This window comes from Mesorhizobium sp. M7A.F.Ca.CA.001.04.2.1 (genome assembly GCF_003998485.1).
GTDB lineage: Bacteria > Pseudomonadota > Alphaproteobacteria > Rhizobiales > Rhizobiaceae > Mesorhizobium > Mesorhizobium ciceri.
Genome location: NZ_RZQT01000064.1, coordinates 1 through 25,315 on the forward strand (window position 1 = coordinate 1; position 25,315 = coordinate 25,315).

Genomic DNA, 25,315 nt, shown 5'->3' on the forward strand with positions numbered 1-25,315 from the left:
GCCGAGATATACGAGCCGATGGACGACACATAGTTCCAGCCGGCAAACGCATCGGGGTAGTCGATGGTGCGGCGCGGCATGCCGGCGAGACCGAGGAAGTGCTGCGGGAAGAAGATCAGGTTCACGCCGACGAAGGTGACCCAGAAGTGGGTGTTGGCGATAACGGGCGAATACATGTAGCCGGTCATCTTCGGGAACCAGTAGTACCAGCCGGCGAAGATGGCGAACACCGCGCCCAGCGACAGCACGTAGTGGAAGTGGGCGATGACGAAATAGGTGTCATGCAGCGAGCGGTCGAGGCCGGCATTGGCCAGCTGGACGCCGGTGACGCCGCCGATGGTGAACAGGAAGATGAAGCCCAGCGCCCACAGCATCGGCGTCTTGAACGAGATCGACCCGCCCCACATCGTCGCGATCCAGGAGAAGATCTTCACGCCTGTCGGCACCGCGATGACCATGGTGGCGAAGACGAAATAGCGCTGCGTATCGAGCGACAGGCCGGTCGTGTACATGTGGTGCGCCCAGACGATGAAGCCGACGGCGCCGATCGCCACCATGGCGTAGGCCATGCCGAGATAACCGAACACCGGCTTCCTCGAGAAGGTCGAGATGACGTGGCTGATGATGCCGAAGCCCGGCAGGATCAGGATGTACACTTCAGGGTGACCGAAGAACCAGAACAGGTGCTGGAACAGGATCGGGTCGCCGCCGCCGTCGGGAGCAAAGAAGGTGGTGCCGAAATTGCGGTCGGTGAGCAGCATGGTGATGCCGCCGGCCAGAACCGGCAGCGACAGCAGGAGCAGGAAGGCGGTGATCAGCACCGACCAGGCAAACAGCGGCATCTTGTGCAGCGTCATGCCAGGCGCGCGCATGTTGAAGATGGTGGTGATGAAGTTGATGGCGCCGAGGATCGACGAGGCACCGGCAATGTGGATCGACAGGATCGCAGATCCATGGCCGGCCCGGGCTGGCCCGAGGTCGACAACGGCGGATAAAGCGTCCAGCCGCCACCGACGCCATAGGCACCCGGTGCGCTCGGCATGAACATCGAGGTGAGCAGCAGGATGAAGGCCGGCGGCAGCAGCCAGAAGGAGATGTTGTTCATGCGCGGGAACGCCATGTCGGGCGCGCCGATCATGATCGGGACCATCCAGTTGGCAAAACCGCCGATCAGCGCCGGCATGACCATGAAGAAGATCATGATCAGGGCGTGCGCGGTGGCGAAGGCATTGTACATGCTCTTGCCGCCGTCGATCGCGGCGTCACCGTTCATGCCGTAGACCATCTGCGCCAGACCGCTGAAGATCTGGATGCCAGGCTCCTGCAGCTCCATGCGGATGGCGACCGACAAGGCGCCGCCGATGATGCCGGCCATGATCGCGAAGATCAGGTAGAGCGTGCCGATGTCCTTGTGGTTGGTCGAATAAACCCAGCGCACCCAGCCGTGATAAGGCTTGTGGTCGTGCCCGTCGTGAGCTGCAGCGTCTGCCATGTTCCGCTCCGTTCCCTAAATCTTGCTAACCCGCGGCATCAGTTGCCGGCGGCCGCTACCTTGTTCTGGCCGTCGACCTCGGCCATCAGCGTCTTGTTGGCGCCGGGCAGATCGGTCTTGGCTGCCGCCAGCCAGGTCTTGAACTGCGCATCGGAGACGACGCGGATGGCGATCGGCATGAAGGCATGGTCCTTGCCGCAGAGCTGCGAGCACTGGCCGTAAAAAATACCTTCCTTCTCCGCCTTGAACCAGGTCTCGTTGGTGCGACCAGGAACGGCGTCGATCTTGATGCCGAACGACGGCATGGCGAAGGAGTGGATCACGTCGGTCGCGGTGACGAGCACGCGGGTCATGGTGTTGACCGGCACGACCAGCTCGTTGTCGACGGCCAGCAGGCGCGGGTAGACCTTGCGGTCCTCCTTGCCGGCAGCGGCGCGTTCGGTGTCCTGGAGGATCGCGGAGTTGAAAGAGAGCGTGTTGTCGGTCTGGTACTCGTAGTCCCAGTTCCACTGGTTGCCGGTCGCCTTGACGGTCAGCTTTGCTTCTTCCGGCGGCGTGTATTGCGCGGTCAGCAGCTGGAACGAGGGGATAGCGATGAGGAGCAGGATGACGACAGGTCCGATCGTCCAGATCAACTCGATCCACGTGTTGTGACTGGTCTTGGACGGAACCGGGTTGGCGCTCGCGCGGAATCTGATGATGCAATAGGCGAGAAGAATCAGCACCAGGATGGTGATCGGGACGATGAACCACATTGTGTAGTTCCCGAACCACTCGATCTGCCGCATCATGTCGGTCGCCGGCGCCTGGAAGGTTGTCTCCCAGTTCTTGGGCTGGTCGGCATGGGCGGATGCGCCGGCGAAAAACGTGATAGCGGCACAAGCATTTAGAAACTTGGCACTTGCTGGAACCTTGGCGTTTGCCAGGAAATTTCTCATCGCCCTCATCGTCTCCCAGTTCCTCGCTGTGGTACCCACGAGAATAACGAACAATGCCGGGACGGGAATCCCGACAGTTTCAAGCTGGTTCAAACCATACTCTTTTTCCCTCCGCAAGAAAGGAGCGGACGAAACCGTGCGGCATTTTTGCGCGCAAGCCCGGATGTGCCTTTGGAGGCAGCCGCGGCAGCCCCGAATCGCCTACATTGAACCCACAGCGGCATTCCCGCGGCGCGCACGTGCCGAACGTCGCAATTCGGGCGAAATTGGCAGGGAAAAGCGCCGTATTGGCTTTTTCGGGGCAGACCTGGTGCGGTCTCGTCCTTTACTTGGCTTTGGCGCGGCTTAAAGTGCCGTGATTCGCAATGGAGCCGTCATGAATTACTGGCTTTCGAGAAACTCTCGGTTTTCGAGAAACTGGGCGAAGGTCATCTTTTTCGCCGCCCTGTCTGGCATCGGCTTGTCCGCGATCGTGTCCGGCACGGCGAACGCCGCGCAACCGAGCGGTACCGTTCGCTCGACGCATGGCGCATGGTCGATCATCTGCGACACGCCGGCCGGTGCCACCTCGGAACAATGCGTGATGATGCAGAACGTCGTCGCCGAGGACCGTCCGGAGATGGGACTGTCGGTCGTCGTGCTGCGCACCGCCGACAACAAGGCGGAGATCCTGCGCGTTCTGGCGCCGCTCGGCGTGCTTTTGCCCAACGGGCTTGGCCTCAATGTCGACGGCAAGGACATCGGTCGCGCCTATTTCGTGCGCTGTTTCCAGGACGGCTGCTATGCCGAGGTTATCCTCGAGAAGCCGCTTCTCGACACGCTGAAGACCGGCACGTCGGCCACCTTCATTGTCTTCCAGACCCCGGAAGAAGGCATCGGCATCCCGGTCGACCTCAAGGGTTTTGCCGACGGCTTCGCCGCCCTCCCCTGAAAGCCCGGCGACATCACCGGCTTCATCAACCAGAAGTGACGTCGACGGTCTGCTGGCAAACCGCTTTTGTCTTCACAATGCGGCTGAGCGATTGTCTCGGCGCACCTTCGCGCCTACATCGTGGCAAAGACCCATTCCTCCTGTGAACGGACGCGCCATGAACAGCCTGATCGGCCAATTCGACATTTCAGACGATCGCATCAAGCAGATCGTCGCCGAAACCATCAACGGCGCCGATGACGGCGAGCTGTTCCTCGAATACAGCGAGAGCGAAGCGCTGATGTTCGACAATGGCCGGCTGAAGACCGCCAACTTCAACACCGACCAAGGGTTTGGCCTGCGCGCGGTTGCCGGCGAAGCCAGCGGCTATGCCCATTCCAGCGATCTCTCCGAAGCTTCGCTGCTGCGCGCGGCCGATGCCGTTTCGACCGTCAAGGGCGGCTATTCCGGCACGCTTGCCGCCGCACCCGCCCGCACCAACCGCCATCTCTATGGCGAAGAGAACCCGATCCCCTCGCCCTCCTTCGAGGCCAAGGCAAAGCTCCTGCAGGAAATCGACGCCTGGCTGCGCGCCGAGGACCCGCGCGTGCGGCAGGTTTCGGCATCGCTCGCCGCATCCTGGCAGCATGTCGAGATCGTGCGCGCCGACGGCCAAATGGTGCGCGACATCCGCCCGCTGGTCCGCGTCAACGTCTCCGTCGTTGTCGGCAATGGCGACCGCCAGGAGAGCGGCTCCTACGGCATGGGCGGCCGCAAGGCGTTTGGCGAATTCCTGGTCGAGGACAGCTGGAAGCACGCCGCCAAGGAGGCGCTCAGGCAAGCTCTGGTCAATCTCGAGGCCATACCGGCGCCGGCCGGCACCTTCGACATCGTCTTGTCCAGCGGCTGGCCGGGCGTCATGCTGCACGAGGCCGTCGGCCATGGGCTGGAAGGCGATTTCAACCGCAAGAAGACCTCGGCCTTCGCCGGACTGCTCGGCCAGCAGGTCGCCGCCAAGGGGGTGACCGTCGTCGACGACGGCACGATGCCCGAGCGGCGCGGCTCGCTGACAGTCGACGACGAAGGCACGCCTTCGGCCCGCAATGTGCTGATCGAGGACGGCAAACTGGTCGGCTACATGCAGGATCGCCAGAACGCTCGGCTGATGGGCATGAAGGCAACCGGCAACGGCCGCCGCGAAGGCTACGCACACCAGCCGATGCCGCGCATGACCAACACCTATATGACGGCGGGCGACATGGAGCCGGACGAAATCATCGCCTCGGTCAAGAACGGCATCTATGCCGTCTCCTTCGGTGGCGGCCAGGTCGACATCACCTCGGGCAAATTCGTGTTCGGCTGCACCGAGGCCTACATGATCGAGAACGGCAAGGTGACGCAGCCGATCAAGGGCGCGATGCTGATAGGCAACGGTCCGGACGCCATGCATCGCGTCTCGATGATCGGCAACGACATGAAGCTCGACACCGGCATCGGCATGTGCGGCAAGGCCGGACAGGGCGTGCCGGTCGGCGTCGGCCAGCCGCATCTGCGCATGAACCAGATGACGGTGGGCGGCACGCGGGTCTGAGCGAACGGCCCCGCTGGCCGGGCCGTTATGCCTTGCCGATAGACCGGCGCGAAGTCGTGTAGAGAATCAGGAAGGCGATGACGCCACCGATCGCATATTTGACCCAAGCACTCAGGCAGTCGACGGTCCCGTCGTGGCCGGAGACATACAGCGCAGCTGCGACAAACGTCATGGCCGCCATGCCAAGTGCATAGGACGGCAATAGCCCGGTTCGAGCGATCTTTCGCTAAATCCAGGCGACGAGCGCACCCGAGAGCGCCATCATGAGAGTTGCGCCGGCGCTTACGTTATGCGGCGCCTGACATCGCGCTGCGGACATTTGGCGGGCTCCCAACAGTAGAGGTCGCGGACAGCGCGGTGGTGTCGTCCGCACTCGACCTCGCGAAGAAGGGAATGGATTTCGCAGATGCTCTGCATCTGGGGAAATCAGCTCATTGCGCTGGCTTTGCAACCTTTGATCGTAATTTCCTCAAGGCTGCAAAGACGGGGGGATATGACAGCTTGCAGGACGCATGACAAAGGTCCGTCGCTGGCGCCCCGATGGTCGAGTCAGATCGAATGCGCCCGCTGATGCTTGCGTTTTCCAGTTTGAATTCCCGGCTGCACCTTGAAGTGAACACAATCGGCATTAGGAAATTGTTAGGTGTTTAACTGCCTGGGCTGCCGTTTCCGCACGAACGCAGTGCCGGCCTTCTGGTTGCGGTGGTGTTGGCAATGCGGCATTTCCCCGGCGTCCTGACCTCCTCTTTCCTGCTTGGCTTCGTTTCGTTGATTGGCGCGACATGGTTGCAAGCCAGTCCAGCGGCGGCACAGTCGACATTGTTCAAGTCGCGATCGACGCAATCTGCCGCAGTTGGTGGAAGCACCAGCGTCCCCTACGGTTGGGTCGATTTCTGCCATCGCCGGCCAAAGGAGTGCAAGGTGCCCGCTCTGCCGGCGGCGAATGTCAAGCTAACCGCGCAGAACCTACGCATCCTCAAGCGGATAAATCACAAGGCGAACAGCGCCATCAAACCCGTCAGCAATTTCGATCACTGGGGTACGATGGCGGATCACTGGGACTATCCGGTGGACGGCAAGGGCGACTGCAAGATCTACGCGCTCTACAAGCGCAAGCTTCTTCTGGCAGCGGGATTCCCCCGGCAGGCGTTGCTGATGACCGTGGTGCGCGACCTGGACAATGAAGGCCACACCATTCTGACGGTGAAAACCGACAAGGGCGATCTTGTCCTGGACAATCTGGTCAATGAGATCAGGCCCTGGAACGCGACGGGCTATTACTTCGTGAAACGTCAGTCGCAGCAGAACCCAAATACCTGGGTGTCGATCAACCAACGCGGCGGCACGTCGAAACGACTGTCGCCAAGTTCGTAGGGCCGAAGCCTCCAGGCTATCGCCGCTTCTTCGGCTTCTCCAGCAGTGCCACCGCTTCGACATGCGGCGACCACAGGAACTGGTCGATCGGCGTCACGCTCTTCAAGGCGTAGCCGCCGTCGATGAGGATGCGCAGGTCGCGAGCCAGCGTCACCGGATTGCAGGATACCGCGGCAACGTAGGGAACATCCGAGCGGGCGATCTGCTTCGACTGGTCCTCGGCGCCGGCGCGCGGCGGGTCGAACACCACACCGTCGAACGCATTCAACTCCTTGAACGTCAGCGGCCGGCGGAACAGGTCGCGGCGTTCGCCCGTCACCCGCTTCAAGCCGGTGGCGAAGCGCGATCCACGGTCGAGCGCCGAAAGCGCTGCCGCATCGCCTTCCACCGCATGGACTTCCGACTTCGCGGCCAGACGCAGAGCAAAGCTACCGCAACCGGCGAAAAGATCCGCCACCTTCTTGGCACGCTTCAGATGTCCGCCGACGATGTCGGCCATCGCCTGTTCGGCGGCCTCGGTTGCCTGCAGGAACGCGCCCGGGGGCAAGGCGACAGCGACGCCGCCGAACATGACCACCGGCTTTTTCGGCTCGATGATGATTTCGTCATCGATGGACAGCCTGGCAAAGCCCTGCGCCATGACGAAGTTAGCCGCGATCCGGCGCTGGTGCTCCCCGAGCTTGCCGGATTCGTGAACCGCGACATCGAGCCCCGAACCGGTCACGGTGACCGCCAGCCGGAACGATTTGGCGGTTGCGCAGACCAATTCGGCGAGCGCCCTCAAGAGATCGAGGGCGGCAACGATCTCCGGCAGCGAGATCGGGCATTCCGATATGGCGACGATCTCCGGCGACAGATGGCGATGGAAGCCGAGCAGCATGCCTGTCTCGGTGCGCCGGGCGGCAAGCACGACACGGCGGCGCGTCTGCGGTGCGCAGGCGACTAGGTCACCGATCTCGCAATCGATGCCCTTGCCCTTCAGGATGTGCGCCACTTTTTCGCGTTTCCACTGGCGATAGGCTTCGGCTTCGAAATGCTGGAGCGCGCAACCGCCGCATTCGGTGAAGTGGCAGCAGGCGGGATCGATGCGCAGCGGCGATGCTTCCAGCACCGCCATCAGCATGGCGCGATCCCTTTCGCGCGCGGCGGTGACCGTTTCACCGGGCAGTGTGAAGGGAATGAACAGATCGCCTGTCTCGGTCTCGGCGACGCCGTCGCCCTGAGCGCCAAGTTTCCTGATGCTGAAGCGCGCGCTCATCGATCCTTGATCCCACCGAGCAGGAATTCGCGATTGCCGTCGCCGCCATCGATCGGCGACAGATGCAGCCCCAGCGAGCGCCAGCCGGGAACGGAGTCCAGCCAATCCTGCAGCAGGCCGGCGACACGGGCGGCGTCGAAGGGATCCTTCAACAGACCACCCTTGCCGATCGCTTCCCTGCCGGCCTCGAATTGCGGCTTGACCAGAAACATGGCCTTTGCGCCAGCCTTGGCCAGACCAAGGGCCGGCGGCAGCGCCAGTTTCAGCGAGATGAAGCTGACGTCGGAGACGATGAAATCCGGAATACGCCCGCCGAGATCGGTGACGGCGAGGTCGCGGGCGTTCAGCCCTTCGATCACCGTCACACGCGGGTCGCCGCCGATATCAGGATGCATCTGGCCATGCCCGACATCGACGGCGGTGACATGGGCCACGCCGCGCTCGAGCAACACCTGGGTGAAGCCGCCGGTCGAGGCGCCGATGTCGAGCGCTTCACGGCCGGCAGGATCGAGGCCGAAATGATCGAGCCCGCCGATCAGCTTGAGTGCCGCGCGCGACACATAGCCTTGCGCCGGATCATCGATGGCAACGTGACATTGCGGCAAAACGCTCTGGCCGGGCTTGCGCGCAATGACGCCGTCGACGGTCACAGTGCCGCGCTCGACCGCATCGCGGGCACGTGAGCGGCTGGCAAACAGCCCGCGCTGGACGAGCAGGTCGTCGAGCCGCTGGCGTGCGCTGGCTGGCAGAGGCGAATTCATCGGCCTTCATGGCGAAAGCCGACGACGATGGCAAGAGCGCCAGCTGGAAGCATTTCGTCTCTCGTTCCCATCATCACGCTCAGCATCTTGCACGGCGACGATGGTGAGGCGTCCCGTCCCGCCGACCATCCTTATGAATACCCATGCGTTACGCCCGTTGAGACGGATGACCGCCGAAGCATGAGGTCTCACCGCCTGCGGGTAAATACCAACAATCTAGAAAGCCTCATGATTTCTTAACCAATTTTCATCGCATTTGCTTGAGGACTTCAATGTTATGACCGCGACGACGGGAAAACCCGGATGAAGAGGCGGCAACTTTGGAAATGGCCAGCGACATCGTCTACAAGGTTCTTGACCGGATTTCCGGCGCCGGCCTGCTGGCGACCGGACTTCTGTTGCTGACTGCTTTGGTCAGTGCCCTGGTCGCCTACTGGCGCACGGTCGAGAAAAAGAGCTGGAAAGAATTCTTCGAGTTCGCGGTGCCGCATGAGGTCATCACGCATCCTTCGGCGAAAGCCGACCTTTTGTTCTGGGTGACGCGGAAGGCGCTGATGCCATTCCTCATGCTGCCCGCCGGCGTCGTCTTCGTCAGCGCCGTCGGCTATGCGACGAACTGGTTGCTCTCCACGCTGCTGGCAATCCAGCCGCCTCTGATCGAGGGACCGGCGGGGCCTGTGACGGTGACGATCTTCACCCTCACCATGCTGCTTGCCTATGACATTTCGTACTATCTCTATCATGTCGCCCAGCACCGCTACCCGGTGCTCTGGGAACTGCACAAGGTGCACCATTCGGCCGAGGTGATGGTCGGCATCACCAAGGATCGCGTCCACCCGCTCGACGAATTGATGAACCGGGCCTGGGACGGCGTCATTCCCGGCATCTGCTTCGGCATCTGGTCGCTGGTGTCGCTGAACCTGGTTGAACTGACGGTCTTCGGCGTCAACGTCTACATCATACGCAACATCCTGATGATGGATTTCGTCAGGCACACGCATTTCAAGATCTCGTTTGGGCCGTTGAACAATCTGATCCTGTGCCCACACTGGCATCAGTTGCACCACAGCACCGACCCGCGCCACTACGACAAGAACTTCGGGCTGCTCTTCTCGTTCTGGGATCGGCTCTTCGGAACTCTGTGCGTTCCGAGACCCGACGAGGACTTCAAGTTCGGTTTGATCGAACGCAACGTGCGCGACTACCAGTCGCTAGCAGGCCTCTATGTCATGCCGCTGCAGCGGATGTGGCGGCAGATCGCCAGACATTTCCGCGCCGACAAGCCCGAGCCACAGCAATCGCCGCAGGGGGGCAAGCCATGAACGGACCGGCCGTGTTCCGGATGCAGCAAGCGCACCGGATCGAAATTGCAACCTCGCCAGAGCGACTGGCAGAAATCGCGCCCGCCTGGGCAGCGCTCTGGCAACGCGCCGGCGGCCTCGTTTTCCAGCATCCCGACTGGATCTCGGCCTGGTGGCACACCACACCGCATCAGGACCGCCGCGGCCTCAGGATCGGCCTGGTCTGGAGCGGCGAGCGCCTCGAGGCGGTCATTGCGCTCGCGACCTTCTGGCGCTCGGGCATCCGTATGCTGGAATGGGCGGCGAAGGATCACTGCGACTATGGCGATGTCCTGCTTGCTCCCGATGCAGAGCCACAGATCCTGCCGCAACTCTGGCAACATATCCTCGACGATGGCGGCTTCGATCTTGCGTATCTCAATCGGCTGTTGCCCGATGCTCGATTCCGGACCCTGCTTGGTCCCGCCGCCCCAGGCCAGGGCAGCATTTTGCAGCCGAGCCACCGCAGCGAGGTCAGCTACCGAGTTTCCAGCGCCGGACAACGCGGCGCACAATGGTTTGAAAGCCAGTCGAAGAAAACCCGGCAAAACTATCGCCGTGGTTACAAATTCATGGAGGAAGGCGGCGCGCTGCGTTTCCGCCTGATGGATGCGCACGAAGCCCGCGAGCCGGTGCTGGAACGCGTCGCCGCGCTGAAACGGCTATGGCTCGCAAAACACGGCCGCGTCTCGGACCTGTTCGACGAAGGTTCCCCCGCGCTGCCGGCACTGATCTCGGTTCTGGCCGGGCTTGGGTTGCTGCGCATTTTCGTGCTCGAACGCGAAGACGAGATCATCGCCATATCGATCAATTTCGAGCAGCATGGAACGATGATGGCTTTCGTCACCACCTATGATCCGGCCTTCGAACGGGCCTCGCCGGGCATGGTCTTGATGATGGATTACATCCAGTGGTCGTTCGACAGGGGCTTGACCACGATCGATTTTCTCTGCGGCGGCGAGGATTTCAAGCGCCGCTTTGCGACGCATTCGGTGATCTTGTCGTCAGTGGTGGGTGGACGAAACCTGCGCGGACGCCTTGCCGCCCTGGCAGACCGCGCCCGCCACGCGGCGCAATCCTGGCGCCCCGAGAAACCGGCGCAACAAGCGGAGCTGGTGGCGGCGGAGTAGCAGTGCCGACGCCTTTAGATCACCCGCACAGCGGCAAAGCACGATGAAACGATCGGGCAATCCCGATCAGGGCTTGCTGGTCTCTAGCTCAGAATACGCTTCGCGAAACCGGGCGCTCGACGGCCGGAGACAACCCATCCGCACGCCCTCCCGACGCTTGCTCGCGTGAAGGCTCGATGGCAACCGCAGGTGCGGGAACGGGGGCCGGCAGAACCACCAGTTGCGGCACCTGCTTGAAGGAAAAGCCGCCGCGGATGTCGCCCATCTTGCCGGCGACGATGCCCATGGCCGCCTTTTCGAGGCTGCGATCATAGCGCGTTTCGGCTGTGGCCGGCGCGACGATGACGGCGCAAAGCGCTGCGCCGCACAGAAGCGTTTTCATTGTTGCTGTCTCCCTGCCTGATCACGATCTAGCAGGGCGCCGTTGAAAAACGGCCAAGAGACACGGTAAGCAAAGCGCCAAACGGCAGCGTAAACAACGCGTTAAGAACGTTGGCCGGCAAACTGATTCAAGTCACTGAGACTTTGATTCAGGCGCGCTGGGCGCGAACCGTATGCCCGAGCGCGACGAACACGGTGCGCACGATGCCGGCAGCATCGAGCCCGGCATCGGCATACATCTTTTCCGGCTTCGCGTGGTCGGTAAACACGTCGGGCAGCACCAGCGGGCGCACCTTCAGGCCGCTTTCCAGCAGGCCTTCATGGGCGAGGAACTGCAGCACATGGCTGGCGAAGCCGCCGACGGCGCCCTCCTCCACCGTCACCAGAACCTCATGCGAGCGGGCCAGCCGCCGGATCAGATCCTCGTCGAGCGGCTTGGCGAAACGGGCGTCGGCGACCGTGGTGGAAAGCCCGGCAGCCCCTAGCTCCTCGGCGGCGATCAGGCAATCCTGCAGCCGTGTGCCGAAGGACAGCAATGCTACCTTGGTGCCCTCCCTGACGATGCGGCCCTTGCCGATTTCGAGCACGGAGCCACGCTCCGGCATGTCGACGCCAACGCCATTGCCGCGCGGATAGCGAAAGGCGATCGGGCCGTCATCATAGCTTGCCGCGGTGCGTACCATGTGGCGCAGCTCCGCCTCGTCGGCCGCCGCCATCACCACGAAGCCCGGCAGTGTCGCCAGGAAGGTGGTGTCGAAGGCGCCGCAATGGGTGGCGCCATCGGCGCCGACGAAGCCGGCGCGGTCGATGGGAAAGCGCACCGGTAATTTCTGGATGGCGACGTCGTGGACGACCTGGTCGTAGGCGCGCTGCAGGAAGGTGGAATAGATGGCCGCGAACGGCTTGTAGCCTTCGGTGGCGAGGCCGGCGGCGAAGGTCACCGCGTGCTGTTCGGCGATGCCGACATCGAAGGTCCTCGACGGGAACGCTTCGCCGAACAGGTCGAGGCCGGTACCGCTCGGCATGGCTGCGGTGACGGCGACGATGCGGTCGTCCTCGCGGCCCTCCTGGACCAGGCTTTCGGCGAACACCTTGGTGTAGGCCGGTGCGTTGGCCGGCGCCTTGGCCTGCGCGCCGGTGATGACGTCGAACTTGTTGACGCCGTGATATTTGTCGGCGGCGGCTTCCGCCGGCGCATAGCCCTTGCCCTTCTGGGTGACGACATGGATGAGCACCGGGCCTTCGCCATTGTCTCGGACATTTTTCAGGACCGGGATCAGATGTTCCAGATTGTGGCCGTCGATCGGGCCGATGTGATAGAAGCCGAGTTCCTCGAACAGCGTGCCGCCGGTGACGTAGCCACGTGCATGCTCGACCGCCCTTGTGATCGCACGATCCGCGCGCTTGCCGAGATAAGACGTCAGTTTTTTGCCGAAATCGCGCAGGCCGATATAGGCCTTGCCGGAGGCCAGCCGCGCCAGATAGGCGCTCATGGCGCCGGTTGGCGGCGCGATCGACATGTCGTTGTCGTTGAGAATGACGATCAGCCGTGCATCGAGTGCGCCGGCATTGTTCATCGCCTCGTAGGCCATGCCGGCAGACATGGCGCCGTCGCCGATGACGGCGATGACATTGTTGCGGCCGCCGGAGAGATCGCGGGCCGCGGCCATGCCGAGGCCGGCCGATATCGATGTCGAGGAGTGGGCAGCGCCGAATGGATCGTACTCGCTCTCGGCGCGGCGGGTGAAGCCGGATAGGCCGCCTTCCTGGCGCAGCGTGCGGATACGGTCGCGGCGGCCGGTCAGGATCTTGTGCGGATAGGCTTGGTGGCCGACATCCCAGATCAGCCGATCATCGGGGGTGTTGAAGACATAGTGCAGCGCCACTGTCAGCTCGACCACGCCAAGGCCGGCGCCCAGATGACCACCCGTGCGGGATACCGCGTCGACCAGCTCGGCGCGAAGCTCGGACGCCAGTTGCGGCAGCTCACTCTCGGCAAGCATGCGCAGGTCGGCCGGGATGCGGGCCTTGTCGAGAAGCGGCGTATGCGGCGTTGCGTTCACGGTGCTCAGGCTTTCGGTTGATGGGCGAAATAGGCCGCCGGCCGGCGAAAGTAAATGCGTGTCAGTGACGCGGATCAGACTGTGGTCTTTTGCTTCTATGCAGGTCGTTTCCCCAAACCGGGCCACTTTGGGCGACAGGCATCAGCTTTCCGGCAGCGGAATGAACTCTTCCTCGTCTCCTGGAACGATGTCGAAGCGGCCTGTCTTCCATTCCTCTTTCGCCTGTTCGATACGCTCTTTCGACGACGAGACGAAATTCCACCAGATGTAACGCTTCGAACCAAGAGAGGCGCCGCCGAACAGCATGAAATGCGCCCCGGTCTGCGACGACACGACGATCTCGTCACCGGGACGGAACACCAGCAGCCGTTCGGCTGGGAACACATCGCCCGAAATCGAGACCTCGCCTTCCAGCGTGTAAATGGCGCGCTCTTCCGCATCGGCAGGGATTTTCACGCTGGCGCCGGACGCCAGGCGCAGGTCGGCGTAGAGCGTCTCCGAATCGGCCCTGACCGGGGACCGTAATCCTTGGAAATCGCCGATGATGAGGCGCCCGTTGACGCCTTCGGCATCAATCTCGGGAAGCCTGACCGCTCCTGTGTTCTCGAACACAGGAGCCACCTCTTCCTTGTCGTCCGGCAGCGCCAGCCATGTCTGCAGGCCGGATACCGACATCGGCGCGCCACGCAGTTCCTCCGGCGTACGCTCCGAATGGACGATGCCGCGGCCGGCGGTCATCAAATTCACGTCGCCGGGCTGAATGACCATTTCGGTGCCGAGGGAGTCGCGGTGCCGGATCTTGCCGTCGAACAGATAGGTGACCGTCGACAGTCCGATATGCGGATGCGGACGGACGTCCAGCGCCTGGCCGGCCCGCAGGATCGCGGGACCCATGCGGTCGAAGAAGATGAACGGACCGACCAACCGCCTTTTTGCCGTTGGCAGGGCACGGCGCACCTGAAAACCACCGATGTCCTTGGCGTTCGGAATGACCATCAATTCGATCTGATCGCTGGCGAACGCATCGCCCACCTCAGGGTCTTTCCCGGGGAAGAAGCTCATGGACTCTCCTTGTCGGTGGTCGAAGGCCGCCTGGCCGCATCAGGCAAAGCGGATGGCCGCCTTTGCCCGCAGCTTGGCCGCCACCTCTTCGCGATTGCGCGGATGCTGATGGGTTTCCAGGGAATCGAGCAGTTCGCGCGCTGAGGCCGCGATGGCGTCGACGGCATGATCGAAGGCGTGCTGGTTCTGCTTCGAGGGTCGCGTCGTTCCGCTCAGCTTGCGGACGAACTGAAGGGCCGCGTCGCGCACCTCGTCATTGGTTGCCGGCGGATCAAAATTGAACAGGGTCTTGATGTTTCTGCACATCGCTTCCGTATCTCCTCTTGTCCTTGAGCTGTTTCAATCGCAACGAGTTATATCCTCGATCATGATCATGTCCAAAAACCGGTGAGGCGAGGCCATCGTTCGGACCGGCCTCAATCCGCGTCGAGCGGCTCCGTTCCAACCGGCTTGCCGTCGCGCGACAGCCTGATCTTCTCGACCTTGTCCTCGGCGGCCTTCAGCAGCCGGTCGCAATGCGCCTTAAGCGCCTCGCCACGTTCATAGATCCTGATCGACTGGTCGAGCGGCACGTCGCCACGCTCCAGATCATCGACGATCTTCTCCAGCGCATCGAGTGCCTGCTCGAAGCTCATCGCCTTGACGTCTTCGTTGGTCTCACCAGCCATCATTCATCCTTTCATCAGTCGCCCGACATGGGCGGCGACCGAAAATGCCAATCCCTGCAGATCGTAGCCGCCCTCGAGCAGGCTGACGAGCCGGTTGCCGCTGTGGCGTGCCGCGCGCTGCATCAACTGGCCGGTCGCCCAGTCGAAATCATCCTCGGTCAGATTGATCTCGGCCAGCGGATCGCGGTGGTGCGCGTCGAACCCGGCCGAAATGATGATCAGGTCGGGCGCGAAATTGTCGAGCGCGGGCAGGACGCGCGACAGGAAGGCATCGCGAAACACTTCGCTGCCGGTCTGCGGCGCCAGCGGTGCGTTGACGATATTGCCGGCGCCCGTTTCGGTCTTCGCTCCGGTGCCGGGATAAAGCGGCATCTGGTGTGTCGAGCAATAGAGCACCGAGGGATCGTCCCAGAAAATATCCTGCGTGCCATTGCCGTGATGCACGTCCCAGTCGACGATGGCAACGCGCTCGACACCGTGTTTCTTCTGCGCATAACGCGCCGCGATCGCCGCCGTGTTGAACAGGCAGAAGCCCATGGCCGTGGTCTTTTCGGCATGATGGCCGGGCGGCCGGGCGGCGACAAAGACGTTGTCGGCGCGGCCCGAAAAGACATCATCGACGGCGGCGTTGGCGGCGCCGATCGCGGTGATCGCCGCTTGCCAGCTCTTCGGACTGGCAGTGGTGTCGGCATCGATGCGGGCAATCCCCTCGTCGGGAATGGCGGCGCGCACGCGGGCGACGAAATCGGCGGGATGCGCGTAGAGGATGGTGGCCTCGTCGCCTTCCGGCGCCTGGATACGATCGAGCGCGGCAAAGGCTTCCTCATCGAGCACGCGCTCGATGGCGCGCAAGCGGTCGGGCCGCTCGGGATGTCCGGGCGGCGTGAGATGCTCGAGGAAGATCGGATGCGTGTAGAGACGGGTGGTCATCGTCCTAATCTAGTGACCCGGATCGACAAAGGCCATGCACGGGCGGCCGATGACTGGGGAAAATCGCGCCTGCGTCCATTCGTGTCGCCGCAGGCATTGGCCTCGCCGGCGCTTCGGCGTAAGGTCCCTGGGTACTGCCTGGTGCCCGCCGCAAGCGGGAGAATCGGGAACACGGTTGAATTCCGTGGCGTGCCCAACGCTGTGAGGGGGACCGCGCCGGTAAATGCCACTGTCGATGACGGGAAGGCACCGGACGCGGGTTGATCCCAAGCCAGAAGACCGGCCTGGCAGGCATCGTCATCCGCATGGTCAGGCGGATGGCATCAGAGCGACGTGCGTCCATTTGGACGCACAAAGTATGCTCTGACCGTTTTGAATCTGCAATCGCAAGGGGACAAGCGATGCCGGAACATATGACCGCTGCCATTGACGATGGATTCGACCAGAATGCGCGCGATGCGGTCTATCGCGCCATGTTCACGCGGCGCGACGTGCGCAGCCATTTCCTGCCCACCGCGATCGATGACGACGTGCTGGCGCGGCTGCTGCTTGCCGCCCATCATGCGCCATCGGTCGGCTTCATGCAGCCATGGAATTTCATTGTCATTCGTGACATCGAGCGACGCGAAAGGGTGCGCGACCTGTTCCTGGCCGCGCGCGAGCAGGAACTGCCGGCGATCGAGGCGGAAAAACAGGCGCTGTACCGCAAGCTCAAGCTGGAAGGCATCTGCGAAAGCGCGCTCAACATCTGCATCACTTGCGACCGGCAGCGCTCGAAGGGTTCGCCGCTGGGACGCTGGCACAATCCGGAGATGGATCTCTACAGCACCGTCTGCGCGGTGCAGAATTTCTGGCTGGCCGCGCGTGCCGAGGGCGTTGGCGTCGGCTGGGTGAGCATCATCGAGGCTGAGGCGCTGAAGCGGTTGTTGGCCATTCCGGATCACGTAACGCCAATCGCCTATCTCTGCGTCGGCCGTGTTTCCGAGTTCGCTTCCAAACCGGACCTTGAAACGCATGGTTGGGGACGGCGGCTGCCGCTGCCGGAACTGATCATGAGCGAGACGTTTTCCGGGCAAGGCGAGGCACAGCTCAAGTCCACCGTGGCGCGCCTCAACACCGTTTCTGCCTCACCAGACACCACCTGCCCGGCCGATCAGGGTGTGGCGCCGGCCGTACCCCAGCGCGAACCGCCGAAGGAGGCGAGCGCCTTGTCCTTGAGTTCCCTGAACTTCGACGACGCATCGGCCAACCGGGCGTCCCAGGCCGGATCCGGCACCTGGCCCGCGATGGTCTTGAAATAGACCTGCATCAGGCAAGCGATGGCGAAAGGCTCGATGAAGGCCGCCTTGAATGCCCAGGCGAAGACGATGGCGAGCACGAAGGCCCAGCCGGCGAGTTGGCCGGGCATCAGGAACAGAATGGCGCCGGCAGGCGCCAGCATCATCAGAAAGATGACGAACGACACGCCCCACATGATGACCGCCAGCCAGACGGCGTTCTTGACCATGACCTTGCCGTTCTGGGCATAGAGCACGACGCCTTGGCGCGCCGTCTCGAAGGGTGAGGCTGAATTGATGCGGATGTTGTAGCCGAGGATGATCTCGTCGACATAGGTCAGCGACAGGCGGATCACCGTGTTGATGAAGGAGACCAGGCCGCTCAGGCCCGGTATCGGCAGGAAGGCGGCGATACCGCCGAGCAGGCCGGTGATGGCGCGGATGGCACCCTTGACGAGTTGGTCGACGACGAAAAGGATATTGGCCTCGGCAAAACGCTGGGTGACGACATCCCTGGCGTAGGCGATCTGGTCCTGACCGCCGGGAATGTCGCGGCCGTCGATCAGATGAACCATGACGGCGATGTGGCCGGCCTTGACGATATAGAGGATGTATTCGCGGATCCAGTAGACCGCGATAGAGACGATGCCAAACCCGACCACGCCGCCCCACAGGGCAAAGGACATGGGCCCGTCGGGATCGGTGGAGATATGGCCGACGCCATAGCCGACCGAGGCACCGGTGCCGGTCGCCATGATGTAGGCCAGCGTGATGCCGAAATAGACGATCATACGAAAGACGATGAACGGCCAGGTCCGCATCATGATGGACACCGACCGGCCGATCTCGAAATCCCACATGTGCCCCGAATCTCCGCCTCAGAGATGGTGGAAGAGGATGAACTCAACCCGACGATTGTCAATTGCCGGCCCTGGCACCACAGGGCGACGAATTCTGGGCAACGGTTTTCTTTCGCAGCCTTTCGCCGGCGCATTGTCTGACGGAGCATCAAACGAAAAACCCGCCTGTGCGGCGGGTCACCGGCGCAAATCAGCACCATGGACGAATATGTACCTTAGCTGAGGGCAGGTGTCAAGAAAAAATTCCTATCGGGAACAGCTGCCGGCACGAAAGCTCCGGTGGGAACTTCAATTCGACTGCGGATCCGGCTTCTTGAGCAGGCCTTCGAGCAGTTGCTTGAACGCCGTCACCACCTTCTTGGACGTCGCTTCGGGGTCGTCCGAATTGGCGATCCGTTGCGCTGCCTGGCTGCTCGCTCCGTTGATCAGTCGCGAGGCCGTCTCGGGGTCGAGGCTCGAGACAACGACCCCCTCCTCCTGCAGCGCGGTCAGATGGTCGGTCATTGACACGATGCACGCACTGGCATTCGGCCATTGCGCTGGATCCCCCAGCACGGCCGGGCCATCCCGGAACATGATGCGCTGGATTTCCGGCTCCAGCGCCATCTCGATATAGGTCGAGCACTCGTCGACGAAATGCTGCCAGCGGGTCGGCGCTCTCGACGCGACCTCATTGATGCGCGCCGCCATCTCGCCGTCGATCTGGGCTATGACCGCCTGCAGCAGCCCCTTCTTGTCGCCGAAATGATGATAGAGCGCGCCGCGCGTCAGCCCGGCCGAAGCGGTGAAATCATCCATCGAGGCTTCCGCATAGCCTGTTGTGCCGAAGGCATGGCGGGCCGCCGCGATCAGCTTTGCGCGCGTCTCGGCGATCATCTCCTTGCGGGGTCTGTGCATGGCTTCTGGCCCTATTCACATACGTAACGTATGCCAATTGACATACGCGGCGTATGCTCTATTTAACAATCATACGCTTCGTATGTAATTGCCGAATCGTCCTTTGTCGAGGAACCACCCATGCAAAATCCCTATGCGGAAATCTTTCGTGCCCCCGGAGCCAAGGGCTTTGCGGCCGCCGGATTCATGGCGCGCCTGCCGATCGCCATGGCGCCCATCGGCATCGTGGCGATGCTGTCGCAGACGCGTGGCGAATACTGGCTGGCCGGAGCCGTCTCGGCAACATACGCTCTGGCCAACGCTTTCGTTGCGCCGCAGATATCGAGATTGGTGGACCGCCTGGGCCAGACACAAATCGTCGTGCCCACCACCATCATCGCGGTGCTGGCTTTCGCCGTCCTGATAGCGGCGGCCAACCAGGACTGGCCGGTGTGGACGCTGTTCGTGTCGGCCCTACTGGCCGCGGCCATGCCAAGCATGCCGGCGATGGTGCGGGCGCGCTGGACAGAGATTTTCCGCGGACGGCCGCAGATGAACACCGCATTCGCCTTCGAGTCCGCGGCCGATGAACTGGTCTATATCGCCGGGGCATCGCTATCGGTCGGTCTCAGTGCTGCCCTGTTCCCGGAAGCCGGCGTTCTGGTGAGCACATTATTTCTCGCATTCGGATCAGCGGCCTTCATCCTGCAACGCTCGACGGAGCCGCAAGTGCGGCCGGTGGACCATGGCTCAAGCGGCTCGGCGATCCGCCTGCGGGCGGTTCAGATCATCACCTTCGCCCTGATCTTCATCGGCGCGACCTTCGCGACGACGGAAGTCAGCACCGTGGCGATCACCAAGGAGCTTGGCCAGCCCGGCGCCGCCAGCCTTGTCATCGGCGTTTACGCGCTGGGATCGTTCGTGCTCGGCATCATCGTCGGCGCGCTCAGCCTGAAGGCGCCGCTGCAACGCCAGTTGGCCATCGCGGTCGCCCTCGTCGCGCTCGGCACGCTGTTGCCGCTCACCGCCGACACCGTGCCACTGCTGGCGCTGACCGTGTTCATCAGCGGCGTGGCGATCTCGCCGACCTTCATCACCGCCTTCGGCCTGATCGAGCGGCATGTGCCGGAGGCGATGCTGACCGAAGGCATTACCTGGGTCATGACCGGCATCGGCATCGGCATGGCGCTCGGCTCGTTCGCGGCCGGCGCGGTGGTCGATGCGTTCGGTGCCCAGAACGGGTTCTGGGTCTCTGTGGCTTCAGGCACGATCGCGCTGGCCACGGTGCTGCTTGGCCAGCGCAGCCTTGCCACGGCTGAGTGCGAGATGGACGGATGCGAAGCAGCCGCGATTGCTGCGGAATAGTTCCGGCGCGCCCGGGCCTTAGGCCGGGCGCGCCGCTCTAGGCGGCCGGGCCTGAAATATTGACTCTTCTTGGGTGCGCCAATGCCAAAACTATCGTTGGCGCCCCGTGCAGCATCACCTCTTTTTCGAAGACGAAGCCACATTTCTCCAGCACCCGTCGCGAAGCCGGATTGGCGGGGCGGACGATGCCGACAACCCGATCGGCACGCAAGGGGCCGAACGCGGTGCGCAGTGCTTCCGTCACCAATTCCGTGGCATAGCCATGTCCCCAGCTCGCCGGATGAAGATGATAGGACAGGTTCAGACCGTCGAAATCCGCCGATACCGTGACGCCGCCGAAGCCGACCAGCTTTTCATCCGCCTCGACCGCCCAGCGGCCAAAGCCGTGCTTGTCCCAATGACCGATGTCGCGCGTCAGCCGCGCGGCGCTCTGCTGGGCTGTATCCGGGACAGGGTCCGGACGATGAGCAACAAGCTCCCGGCGCGAAAAGAGGTCGATCAGGAAATCCAGATCAGCCTCTTCTGGGCGGCGCAGCAAAAGCCGCTCGCTGCGTTGGCTGGAAGGCAGAGACGCATTCATCCGTCTTCTCCGGCAACCGGATCGGCGGGAGGCTCAGAGGATCTCGGTCTTGGCGATGTGGATGCCAAAACCTTCGAGGCCGACATAGTGGCGTTCGCGCGAGGCGATCAGGTTGATCGAGGAGATGCCGAGATCCTTGAGTATCTGGGCGCCTAGCCCGATCTCGCGCCACTCGTTTTCGCGGCGGCGCGCCTCTTCGTGATCCTCGCGGTCGCCGCTTGCCGGCCGCTTGCGCTCCTGATGCGCAACGCCGACGGAGCCTTCTCTGAGATAGACGATGACACCGCGCCTGCGCTCGCCCATTGTCTTCATGATGGCGTCGAGCCGGTGGCTGGTGCCGAAGACATCGGTCACCACATCCTCGGAATGCAGACGCACCGGCACGTCCTCGCCGTCACGAATGTCGCCGAAGACGATGGCGACGTGATGCATGGAGTCCCACGGCAGCGTGTAGGTGAAGACCTGTGCCTTGCCGCCGAGCGTGTCGATTTCCGAGCAGGCGACGCGTTCGACCAGCGTTTCCTTGCGCTGCCGGTAGGCGATGAGGTCGGCGACCGAAACCTGCTTGAGGCCATGCTCCTCGGCGAAAGCCTGCACCTGCGGACCGCGCTTGACGGTGCCGTCATCATTGACCAGCTCGGAAATGACGCCAACCGGCGGCAGGCCGGCGAGCTTGCACAGATCGACCGCTGCTTCGGTATGGCCTGAGCGCATCAGCACGCCGCCTTCGCGCGCAATCAGCGGAAAGATGTGGCCGGGCCGGACGAAATCCGAGCCACCGACATTGCCGTTGGCAAGATTGCGAACGGTCAAAGTGCGATCTTCGGCCGAGATGCCGGTCGTGGTGCCATGCTTGAAATCGACGCTGACGGTGAAAGCGGTGGTGTGGGCGGAATCGTTGTCGGCGACCATGGGGGCAAGGTTCAGCCGCTTGGCTTCTTCGCGCGGCATCGGCGTACAGACGATGCCGGAGGTGTGGCGAACGATGAACGCCATCTTTTCGGGCGTGCAGTGGACAGCGGCGACGATCAGGTCGCCCTCGTTCTCGCGCCCGTCATCATCCATGACGACGACGATCTCGCCGCGTTCGAAAGCACGCAGGGCTTCGACGATTTTCTTCTGGTCGTAAGGCATAAGTGCTCGCTTTGCTCGCAGGGGAATAAGGGAGTAGGGCAGTAAGGGAGTAGGGAAAAGCAAAAAGATTTGGCCGGCCGGGCTAAGAGCGCAACATATTCCCCTATTCCCCTATTCCCCTATTCCCCTCCCCGTCTGTCCCCGATGCCGCAGATAATGATCGGCGATCGCACAGGCAACCATTGCCTCGCCGATCGGCACGGCGCGGATGCCGACGCATGGATCGTGGCGGCCCTTGGTCATGATCTCGACGTCCTTGCCGTCCTTATCGATCGACTTTCGCGGGGTCAGGATCGACGAGGTCGGCTTGACGGCGAAACGGGCGACGATTGCCTGGCCGGTCGAGATGCCGCCGAGGATGCCGCCGGCATTGTTGGACAGGAACACCGGCTTGCCGTCATTGCCGATGCGCATCTCGTCGGCATTCTGCTCGCCGGTGATGCGGGCGGCCTCGAAGCCGTTGCCGATCTCGACGCCCTTGACCGCGTTGATCGACATCAGGCCGGAGGCGATGTCCTGGTCGAGCTTGGCATAGATCGGCGCGCCGAGGCCCGGTGGAACGCCGTCGGCGACGATCTCGATCACCGCACCGACCGAGGAGCCCGCCTTGCGGATGCCGTCGAGATACTGCGTGAAGACAGGAACGGAAGCCGGATCGGGGGTGAAGAACGGATTTTCCGCATCGCCGATGAAATTCCAGTTCCAGTTGGCGCGATCGATGGATTTCTCGCCCATCGACACCAGCGCACCGCGCACCACCACGCCGGGCACCACCTTGCGCGCCAAGGCACCGGCCGCCACTCTGGCTGCCGTCTCGCGGGCCGAGGAGCGGCCGCCGCCACGATAATCGCGCACCCCGTATTTGACGTCATAGGTGTAGTCGGCATGGCCGGGCCGGTACTGGCGGGCGATCTCGCCATAATCCTTTGAACGCTGGTCGACATTCTCGATCAGCATCGACACCGGCGTGCCGGTGGTGATCATCGTCTCGCCGTCCTCGTCGAGGATGAAACCTGACAGCACCTTCACTTCATCTGGTTCGCGACGCTGCGTCACGAAACGTGACTGTCCCGGACGGCGCTTGTCGAGTTCGGCCTGGATCTCGTCGCGCGTAAAGCGGATGCCGGGCGGACAGCCGTCAACCACGCAGCCGAGCGACGGGCCATGGCTTTCGCCCCAGGTGGTGACGCGGAAAAGGTGGCCGAACGTGTTGTGAGACATGAAATACCCTGCCCGGCATCGGAGCCGGCTGAAGATTGCGTTCTATTGGCGTTTTTCACAGGGGTCAAACTGTGATCTGGCGGATTTAGTTTTGACACATTCGGTTGGTTTCTGCTCTGCTCCATCCGCTGTTGAACAGCCCGCCGCCATGCCGGTGCAATGATAAAGAGGAACGATTATGCGTACCCTGATTAGCGCCGTTGCCGCCACGCTGCTGCTTTCCACCGCCGCTTTCGCCGGCCAGACCGAAGGCCTGATCAAGAAGATCGACAAGGACACGGCGACGCTGACGCTGGATGACGGCAAGTCCTACAAGCTGAACGCAGAGACCGATCTCGACGCGCTGAAGCCGGGCATGGACATCGTCATCGCCTACGATGTGACCAATGGCGAAAACGTCATCACCGACATGGAACTGCCGGACAGCTCAGCCAACTAGAGCTTCCAACCTCAATTGAATGCAGCGTTTGCGGTTCAGCTTTCGCCGAGCCGCCTGCGAAATGGCCTAGAGCGTGTTGCGTCTGAACGGATTTCAGGCGACCCGCTTTAGGTCTTTGTTTTATGTATGTCGTTCTCCCAAAACCGGGGCCACTTTTGGGCGACATGCATTAAAGCCACTCCAGACTCTTGCCTTCGAGCTTGAGCAGGCGATCCTGCGGTATTTCCAGGTTCGCTGCCTCGTCCTCGGCCAATCCCAGAACGAAACGAAACAAGGTGCGCATGACGCCGCCATGGGTCACGCATATCGTCTGGCGTTCGATCGCGTCGAAGCATGGCCTCACCCGTTCGAGCAGCATCTGATAGCTCTCGGCGCCTTCGCCGGGCGGCTGGAAGTTCCACTTGTCCAGAGCACGCGTCCCGCTTGCTCCGGGATACCGCGTCTCCAGCTCGGGAAAGGTAAATCCCTGCCAATCGCCGAAATTGACCTCGACGAGGCGCGGATCGGTTCGATAGGCATCCGGATCCAGCTTCATCGCGGCGCGAATACGCTGCATCGTTTCGCGCGTCCGTTTCATCGGACTGGCGACGAAGTCGAATTCCCAGGGATCTGGAACCAACGCAGCTAGCCGAAGCCCGTTGCCGGTCGCCTGTTCGCGGCCAAGAGCATTGAGATCGGTGTCAGCCTGCCCCTGAAGCCGCATTTCGGCGTTCCACGCGGTCTGGCCGTGGCGCGCGATATAAACCAGCGGGTACATCAGGTCTTCCGGTGCGGATCGGGACGGACGACGGTTGGGGGGTGCTAGTCCTTGACCGTCGAAATATCAGGCGCGTCGACCGCCTTCATGCCGACGACGTGGTAGCCCGAATCGACGTGGTGCACTTCACCGGTGACGCCGCGCGACAGATCGGACAGGAAATAGACGCCGGAATCGCCGACTTCCTCCTGCGTCACCGTCTGCTTCAGCGGCGAATTGTACTCGTTCCACTTCAGGATGTAGCGGAAATCGCCGATGCCGGAAGCGGCAAGGGTCTTGATCGGGCCAGCCGAAATGGCGTTGACGCGGATCTTCTTGGCGCCGAGATCGACCGCCAGGTAGCGCACGCTGGCCTCGAGCGCCGCCTTGGCGACACCCATGACGTTGTAGTGCGGCATCACCTTTTCGGCGCCGTAGTAGGTCAGCGTCAGCAGTGAGCCGCCATCGGTCATCAGCGCCTCGGCGCGCTTGGCGATGGTGGTGAAGGAATAGACCGAAATGTCCATTGTGCGCAGGAAATTGTCGCGTGACGTCTCGACATAGCGGCCAGTCAGCTCATCCTTGTCGGAGAAGGCAATGGCGTGGACGAGGAAATCAAGCTTGCCCCAATGTTTGGCGACATTGGCGAAAACCTCATCCAGGCTCGCCGGATCGGTGACGTCGCAATGGCCGGCGACAAAGGCGCCCAGTTCCGCCGCCAGCGGCTCGACACGCTTCTTGAACGCCTCGCCCTGATAGGTCAGCGCTATCTCGGCGCCATGATCGACGCAGGCCTTGGCGATGCCATAAGCGATCGACCTATTGTTGGCGACGCCAAGAATGAGGCCGCGCTTGCCGGCCATTAGGCCCTGTCCACCCGCCATGTGAGCGCTCTCCGCAAGATTTCAGCTTTGTGGGTTGCCCTATCG

24 protein-coding genes, 2 pseudogenes and 1 riboswitch are annotated in these 25,315 nt (G+C 62.5%); of the genes and pseudogenes, 8 read left to right on the forward strand and 18 right to left on the reverse strand.

What is annotated here, in order from left to right; translation table 11 throughout:
• Both ctaD and coxB read right to left on the reverse strand, forming a co-directional pair.
• Positions 1 to 1,492, reverse strand: a pseudogene (gene ctaD / locus EN955_RS20220) (cytochrome c oxidase subunit I); the annotation flags it as partial.
• 38 nt (positions 1,493 to 1,530) lie between these two features.
• Entirely contained in the window at positions 1,531 to 2,430 is a 900-nt protein-coding gene (gene coxB / locus EN955_RS20225) for a cytochrome c oxidase subunit II (protein WP_081714301.1), read from the reverse strand.
• Positions 2,431 to 2,806: 376 nt separating this feature from the next.
• Between coxB and EN955_RS20230 the strand changes: the two genes are divergently transcribed.
• Complete coding sequence (locus EN955_RS20230) at positions 2,807 to 3,361, forward strand: invasion associated locus B family protein (protein ID WP_013532781.1); 555 nt, start codon at positions 2,807 to 2,809, stop codon at positions 3,359 to 3,361.
• A gap of 157 nt (positions 3,362 to 3,518) precedes the next feature.
• Positions 3,519 to 4,931 (forward strand): metalloprotease TldD, encoded by a 1,413-nt coding sequence (gene tldD / locus EN955_RS20235; protein WP_024503610.1) that lies wholly within the window; start codon positions 3,519 to 3,521, stop codon positions 4,929 to 4,931.
• Between the two features lie 25 nt (positions 4,932 to 4,956).
• Here the strand turns inward: tldD and EN955_RS35490 are convergent, their stop codons facing one another.
• A complete protein-coding gene (locus EN955_RS35490) occupies positions 4,957 to 5,103 on the reverse strand; it encodes a hypothetical protein (RefSeq protein ID WP_245265333.1) in 147 nt (48 codons plus the stop codon).
• A gap of 542 nt (positions 5,104 to 5,645) precedes the next feature.
• On the opposite strand from EN955_RS35490, the gene EN955_RS20250 reads away from it, so the two are divergent.
• Positions 5,646 to 6,305, forward strand: coding sequence for a transglutaminase-like cysteine peptidase (locus tag EN955_RS20250; RefSeq protein WP_024503609.1), 660 nt, complete (start codon positions 5,646 to 5,648; stop codon positions 6,303 to 6,305).
• Between the two features lie 16 nt (positions 6,306 to 6,321).
• Here EN955_RS20250 and EN955_RS20255 read toward each other — a convergent pair whose 3' ends face one another.
• Together EN955_RS20255 and EN955_RS20260 are read right to left on the reverse strand one after the other, a co-directional pair.
• Positions 6,322 to 7,563, reverse strand: a complete 1,242-nt coding sequence (locus tag EN955_RS20255; RefSeq protein ID WP_024503608.1) for a class I SAM-dependent RNA methyltransferase — start codon at positions 7,561 to 7,563, stop codon at positions 6,322 to 6,324.
• Positions 7,560 to 8,324: a TlyA family RNA methyltransferase gene (locus EN955_RS20260; protein WP_013532785.1), complete on the reverse strand. Its 765-nt coding sequence runs from the start codon at positions 8,322 to 8,324 to the stop codon at positions 7,560 to 7,562. Before EN955_RS20260 ends, EN955_RS20255 begins: the two co-directional genes overlap by 4 nt.
• A 326-nt stretch (positions 8,325 to 8,650) precedes the next feature.
• Between EN955_RS20260 and EN955_RS20265 the strand changes: the two genes are divergently transcribed.
• On the forward strand, positions 8,651 to 9,646 hold the full coding sequence (locus EN955_RS20265; RefSeq protein WP_024503607.1) for a sterol desaturase family protein: 996 nt from the start codon (positions 8,651 to 8,653) through the stop codon (positions 9,644 to 9,646).
• A 20-nt stretch (positions 9,647 to 9,666) separates the two neighbouring features.
• Positions 9,667 to 10,794: a GNAT family N-acetyltransferase gene (locus EN955_RS20270; protein ID WP_245267692.1), complete on the forward strand. Its 1,128-nt coding sequence runs from the start codon at positions 9,667 to 9,669 to the stop codon at positions 10,792 to 10,794.
• A gap of 88 nt (positions 10,795 to 10,882) precedes the next feature.
• Here the strand turns inward: EN955_RS20270 and EN955_RS20275 are convergent, their stop codons facing one another.
• The 6 genes from EN955_RS20275 to EN955_RS20300 form a co-directional block, all read right to left on the reverse strand.
• On the reverse strand, positions 10,883 to 11,176 hold the full coding sequence (locus EN955_RS20275) for a hypothetical protein (RefSeq protein ID WP_024503606.1): 294 nt from the start codon (positions 11,174 to 11,176) through the stop codon (positions 10,883 to 10,885).
• A gap of 148 nt (positions 11,177 to 11,324) precedes the next feature.
• Positions 11,325 to 13,238, reverse strand: coding sequence for a 1-deoxy-D-xylulose-5-phosphate synthase (gene dxs / locus EN955_RS20280; protein WP_024503605.1), 1,914 nt, complete (start codon positions 13,236 to 13,238; stop codon positions 11,325 to 11,327).
• 141 nt (positions 13,239 to 13,379) lie between these two features.
• Complete coding sequence (locus EN955_RS20285) at positions 13,380 to 14,300, reverse strand: pirin family protein (protein WP_024503604.1); 921 nt, start codon at positions 14,298 to 14,300, stop codon at positions 13,380 to 13,382.
• A 39-nt stretch (positions 14,301 to 14,339) separates the two neighbouring features.
• Positions 14,340 to 14,606 (reverse strand): DUF2277 domain-containing protein, encoded by a 267-nt coding sequence (locus EN955_RS20290; protein ID WP_013532791.1) that lies wholly within the window; start codon positions 14,604 to 14,606, stop codon positions 14,340 to 14,342.
• A gap of 110 nt (positions 14,607 to 14,716) precedes the next feature.
• Entirely contained in the window at positions 14,717 to 14,968 is a 252-nt protein-coding gene (locus EN955_RS20295) for an exodeoxyribonuclease VII small subunit (protein WP_013532792.1), read from the reverse strand.
• Between the two features lie 3 nt (positions 14,969 to 14,971).
• Positions 14,972 to 15,898 (reverse strand): histone deacetylase family protein, encoded by a 927-nt coding sequence (locus tag EN955_RS20300; RefSeq protein WP_024503603.1) that lies wholly within the window; start codon positions 15,896 to 15,898, stop codon positions 14,972 to 14,974.
• Positions 15,899 to 16,020: 122 nt separating this feature from the next.
• A riboswitch (cobalamin riboswitch) is annotated at positions 16,021 to 16,201 on the forward strand.
• A 110-nt stretch (positions 16,202 to 16,311) separates the two neighbouring features.
• On the opposite strand from EN955_RS20300, the pseudogene bluB reads away from it, so the two are divergent.
• Positions 16,312 to 16,929: pseudogene (gene bluB, locus EN955_RS35495) on the forward strand (5,6-dimethylbenzimidazole synthase); the annotation flags it as partial.
• A 122-nt stretch (positions 16,930 to 17,051) separates the two neighbouring features.
• Here bluB and EN955_RS20310 read toward each other — a convergent pair.
• Together EN955_RS20310 and EN955_RS20315 are read right to left on the reverse strand one after the other, a co-directional pair.
• On the reverse strand, positions 17,052 to 18,035 hold the full coding sequence (locus EN955_RS20310) for a hypothetical protein (RefSeq protein ID WP_024503601.1): 984 nt from the start codon (positions 18,033 to 18,035) through the stop codon (positions 17,052 to 17,054).
• A gap of 288 nt (positions 18,036 to 18,323) precedes the next feature.
• Entirely contained in the window at positions 18,324 to 18,932 is a 609-nt protein-coding gene (locus tag EN955_RS20315) for a TetR/AcrR family transcriptional regulator (protein ID WP_013532796.1), read from the reverse strand.
• 120 nt (positions 18,933 to 19,052) lie between these two features.
• Between EN955_RS20315 and EN955_RS20320 the strand changes: the two genes are divergently transcribed.
• Complete coding sequence (locus EN955_RS20320) at positions 19,053 to 20,276, forward strand: MFS transporter (RefSeq protein ID WP_024503600.1); 1,224 nt, start codon at positions 19,053 to 19,055, stop codon at positions 20,274 to 20,276.
• Between the two features lie 37 nt (positions 20,277 to 20,313).
• Here the strand turns inward: EN955_RS20320 and EN955_RS20325 are convergent, their stop codons facing one another.
• The 3 genes from EN955_RS20325 to aroC all read right to left on the reverse strand — a co-directional run bounded on the left by EN955_RS20325 (position 20,314) and on the right by aroC (position 23,211).
• The gene (locus tag EN955_RS20325; protein WP_024503599.1) at positions 20,314 to 20,856 is read right to left on the reverse strand and encodes a GNAT family N-acetyltransferase; all 543 of its coding nucleotides are present in this window, start codon (positions 20,854 to 20,856) and stop codon (positions 20,314 to 20,316) included.
• A 33-nt stretch (positions 20,857 to 20,889) separates the two neighbouring features.
• Complete coding sequence (gene ribB, locus EN955_RS20330) at positions 20,890 to 21,990, reverse strand: 3,4-dihydroxy-2-butanone-4-phosphate synthase (protein WP_013532799.1); 1,101 nt, start codon at positions 21,988 to 21,990, stop codon at positions 20,890 to 20,892.
• Between the two features lie 111 nt (positions 21,991 to 22,101).
• Positions 22,102 to 23,211, reverse strand: a complete 1,110-nt coding sequence (gene aroC, locus EN955_RS20335) for a chorismate synthase (RefSeq protein ID WP_013532800.1) — start codon at positions 23,209 to 23,211, stop codon at positions 22,102 to 22,104.
• A 178-nt stretch (positions 23,212 to 23,389) separates the two neighbouring features.
• On the opposite strand from aroC, the gene EN955_RS20340 reads away from it, so the two are divergent.
• Positions 23,390 to 23,650: a DUF1344 domain-containing protein gene (locus tag EN955_RS20340; protein WP_013532801.1), complete on the forward strand. Its 261-nt coding sequence runs from the start codon at positions 23,390 to 23,392 to the stop codon at positions 23,648 to 23,650.
• Between the two features lie 169 nt (positions 23,651 to 23,819).
• Here the strand turns inward: EN955_RS20340 and EN955_RS20345 are convergent, their stop codons facing one another.
• Together EN955_RS20345 and fabI are read right to left on the reverse strand one after the other, a co-directional pair.
• Positions 23,820 to 24,407, reverse strand: coding sequence for a histidine phosphatase family protein (locus EN955_RS20345; protein WP_013532802.1), 588 nt, complete (start codon positions 24,405 to 24,407; stop codon positions 23,820 to 23,822).
• 44 nt (positions 24,408 to 24,451) lie between these two features.
• Complete coding sequence (gene fabI / locus EN955_RS20350; RefSeq protein ID WP_013532803.1) at positions 24,452 to 25,270, reverse strand: enoyl-ACP reductase FabI; 819 nt, start codon at positions 25,268 to 25,270, stop codon at positions 24,452 to 24,454.
• Positions 25,271 to 25,315: the final 45 nt, after the last annotated feature.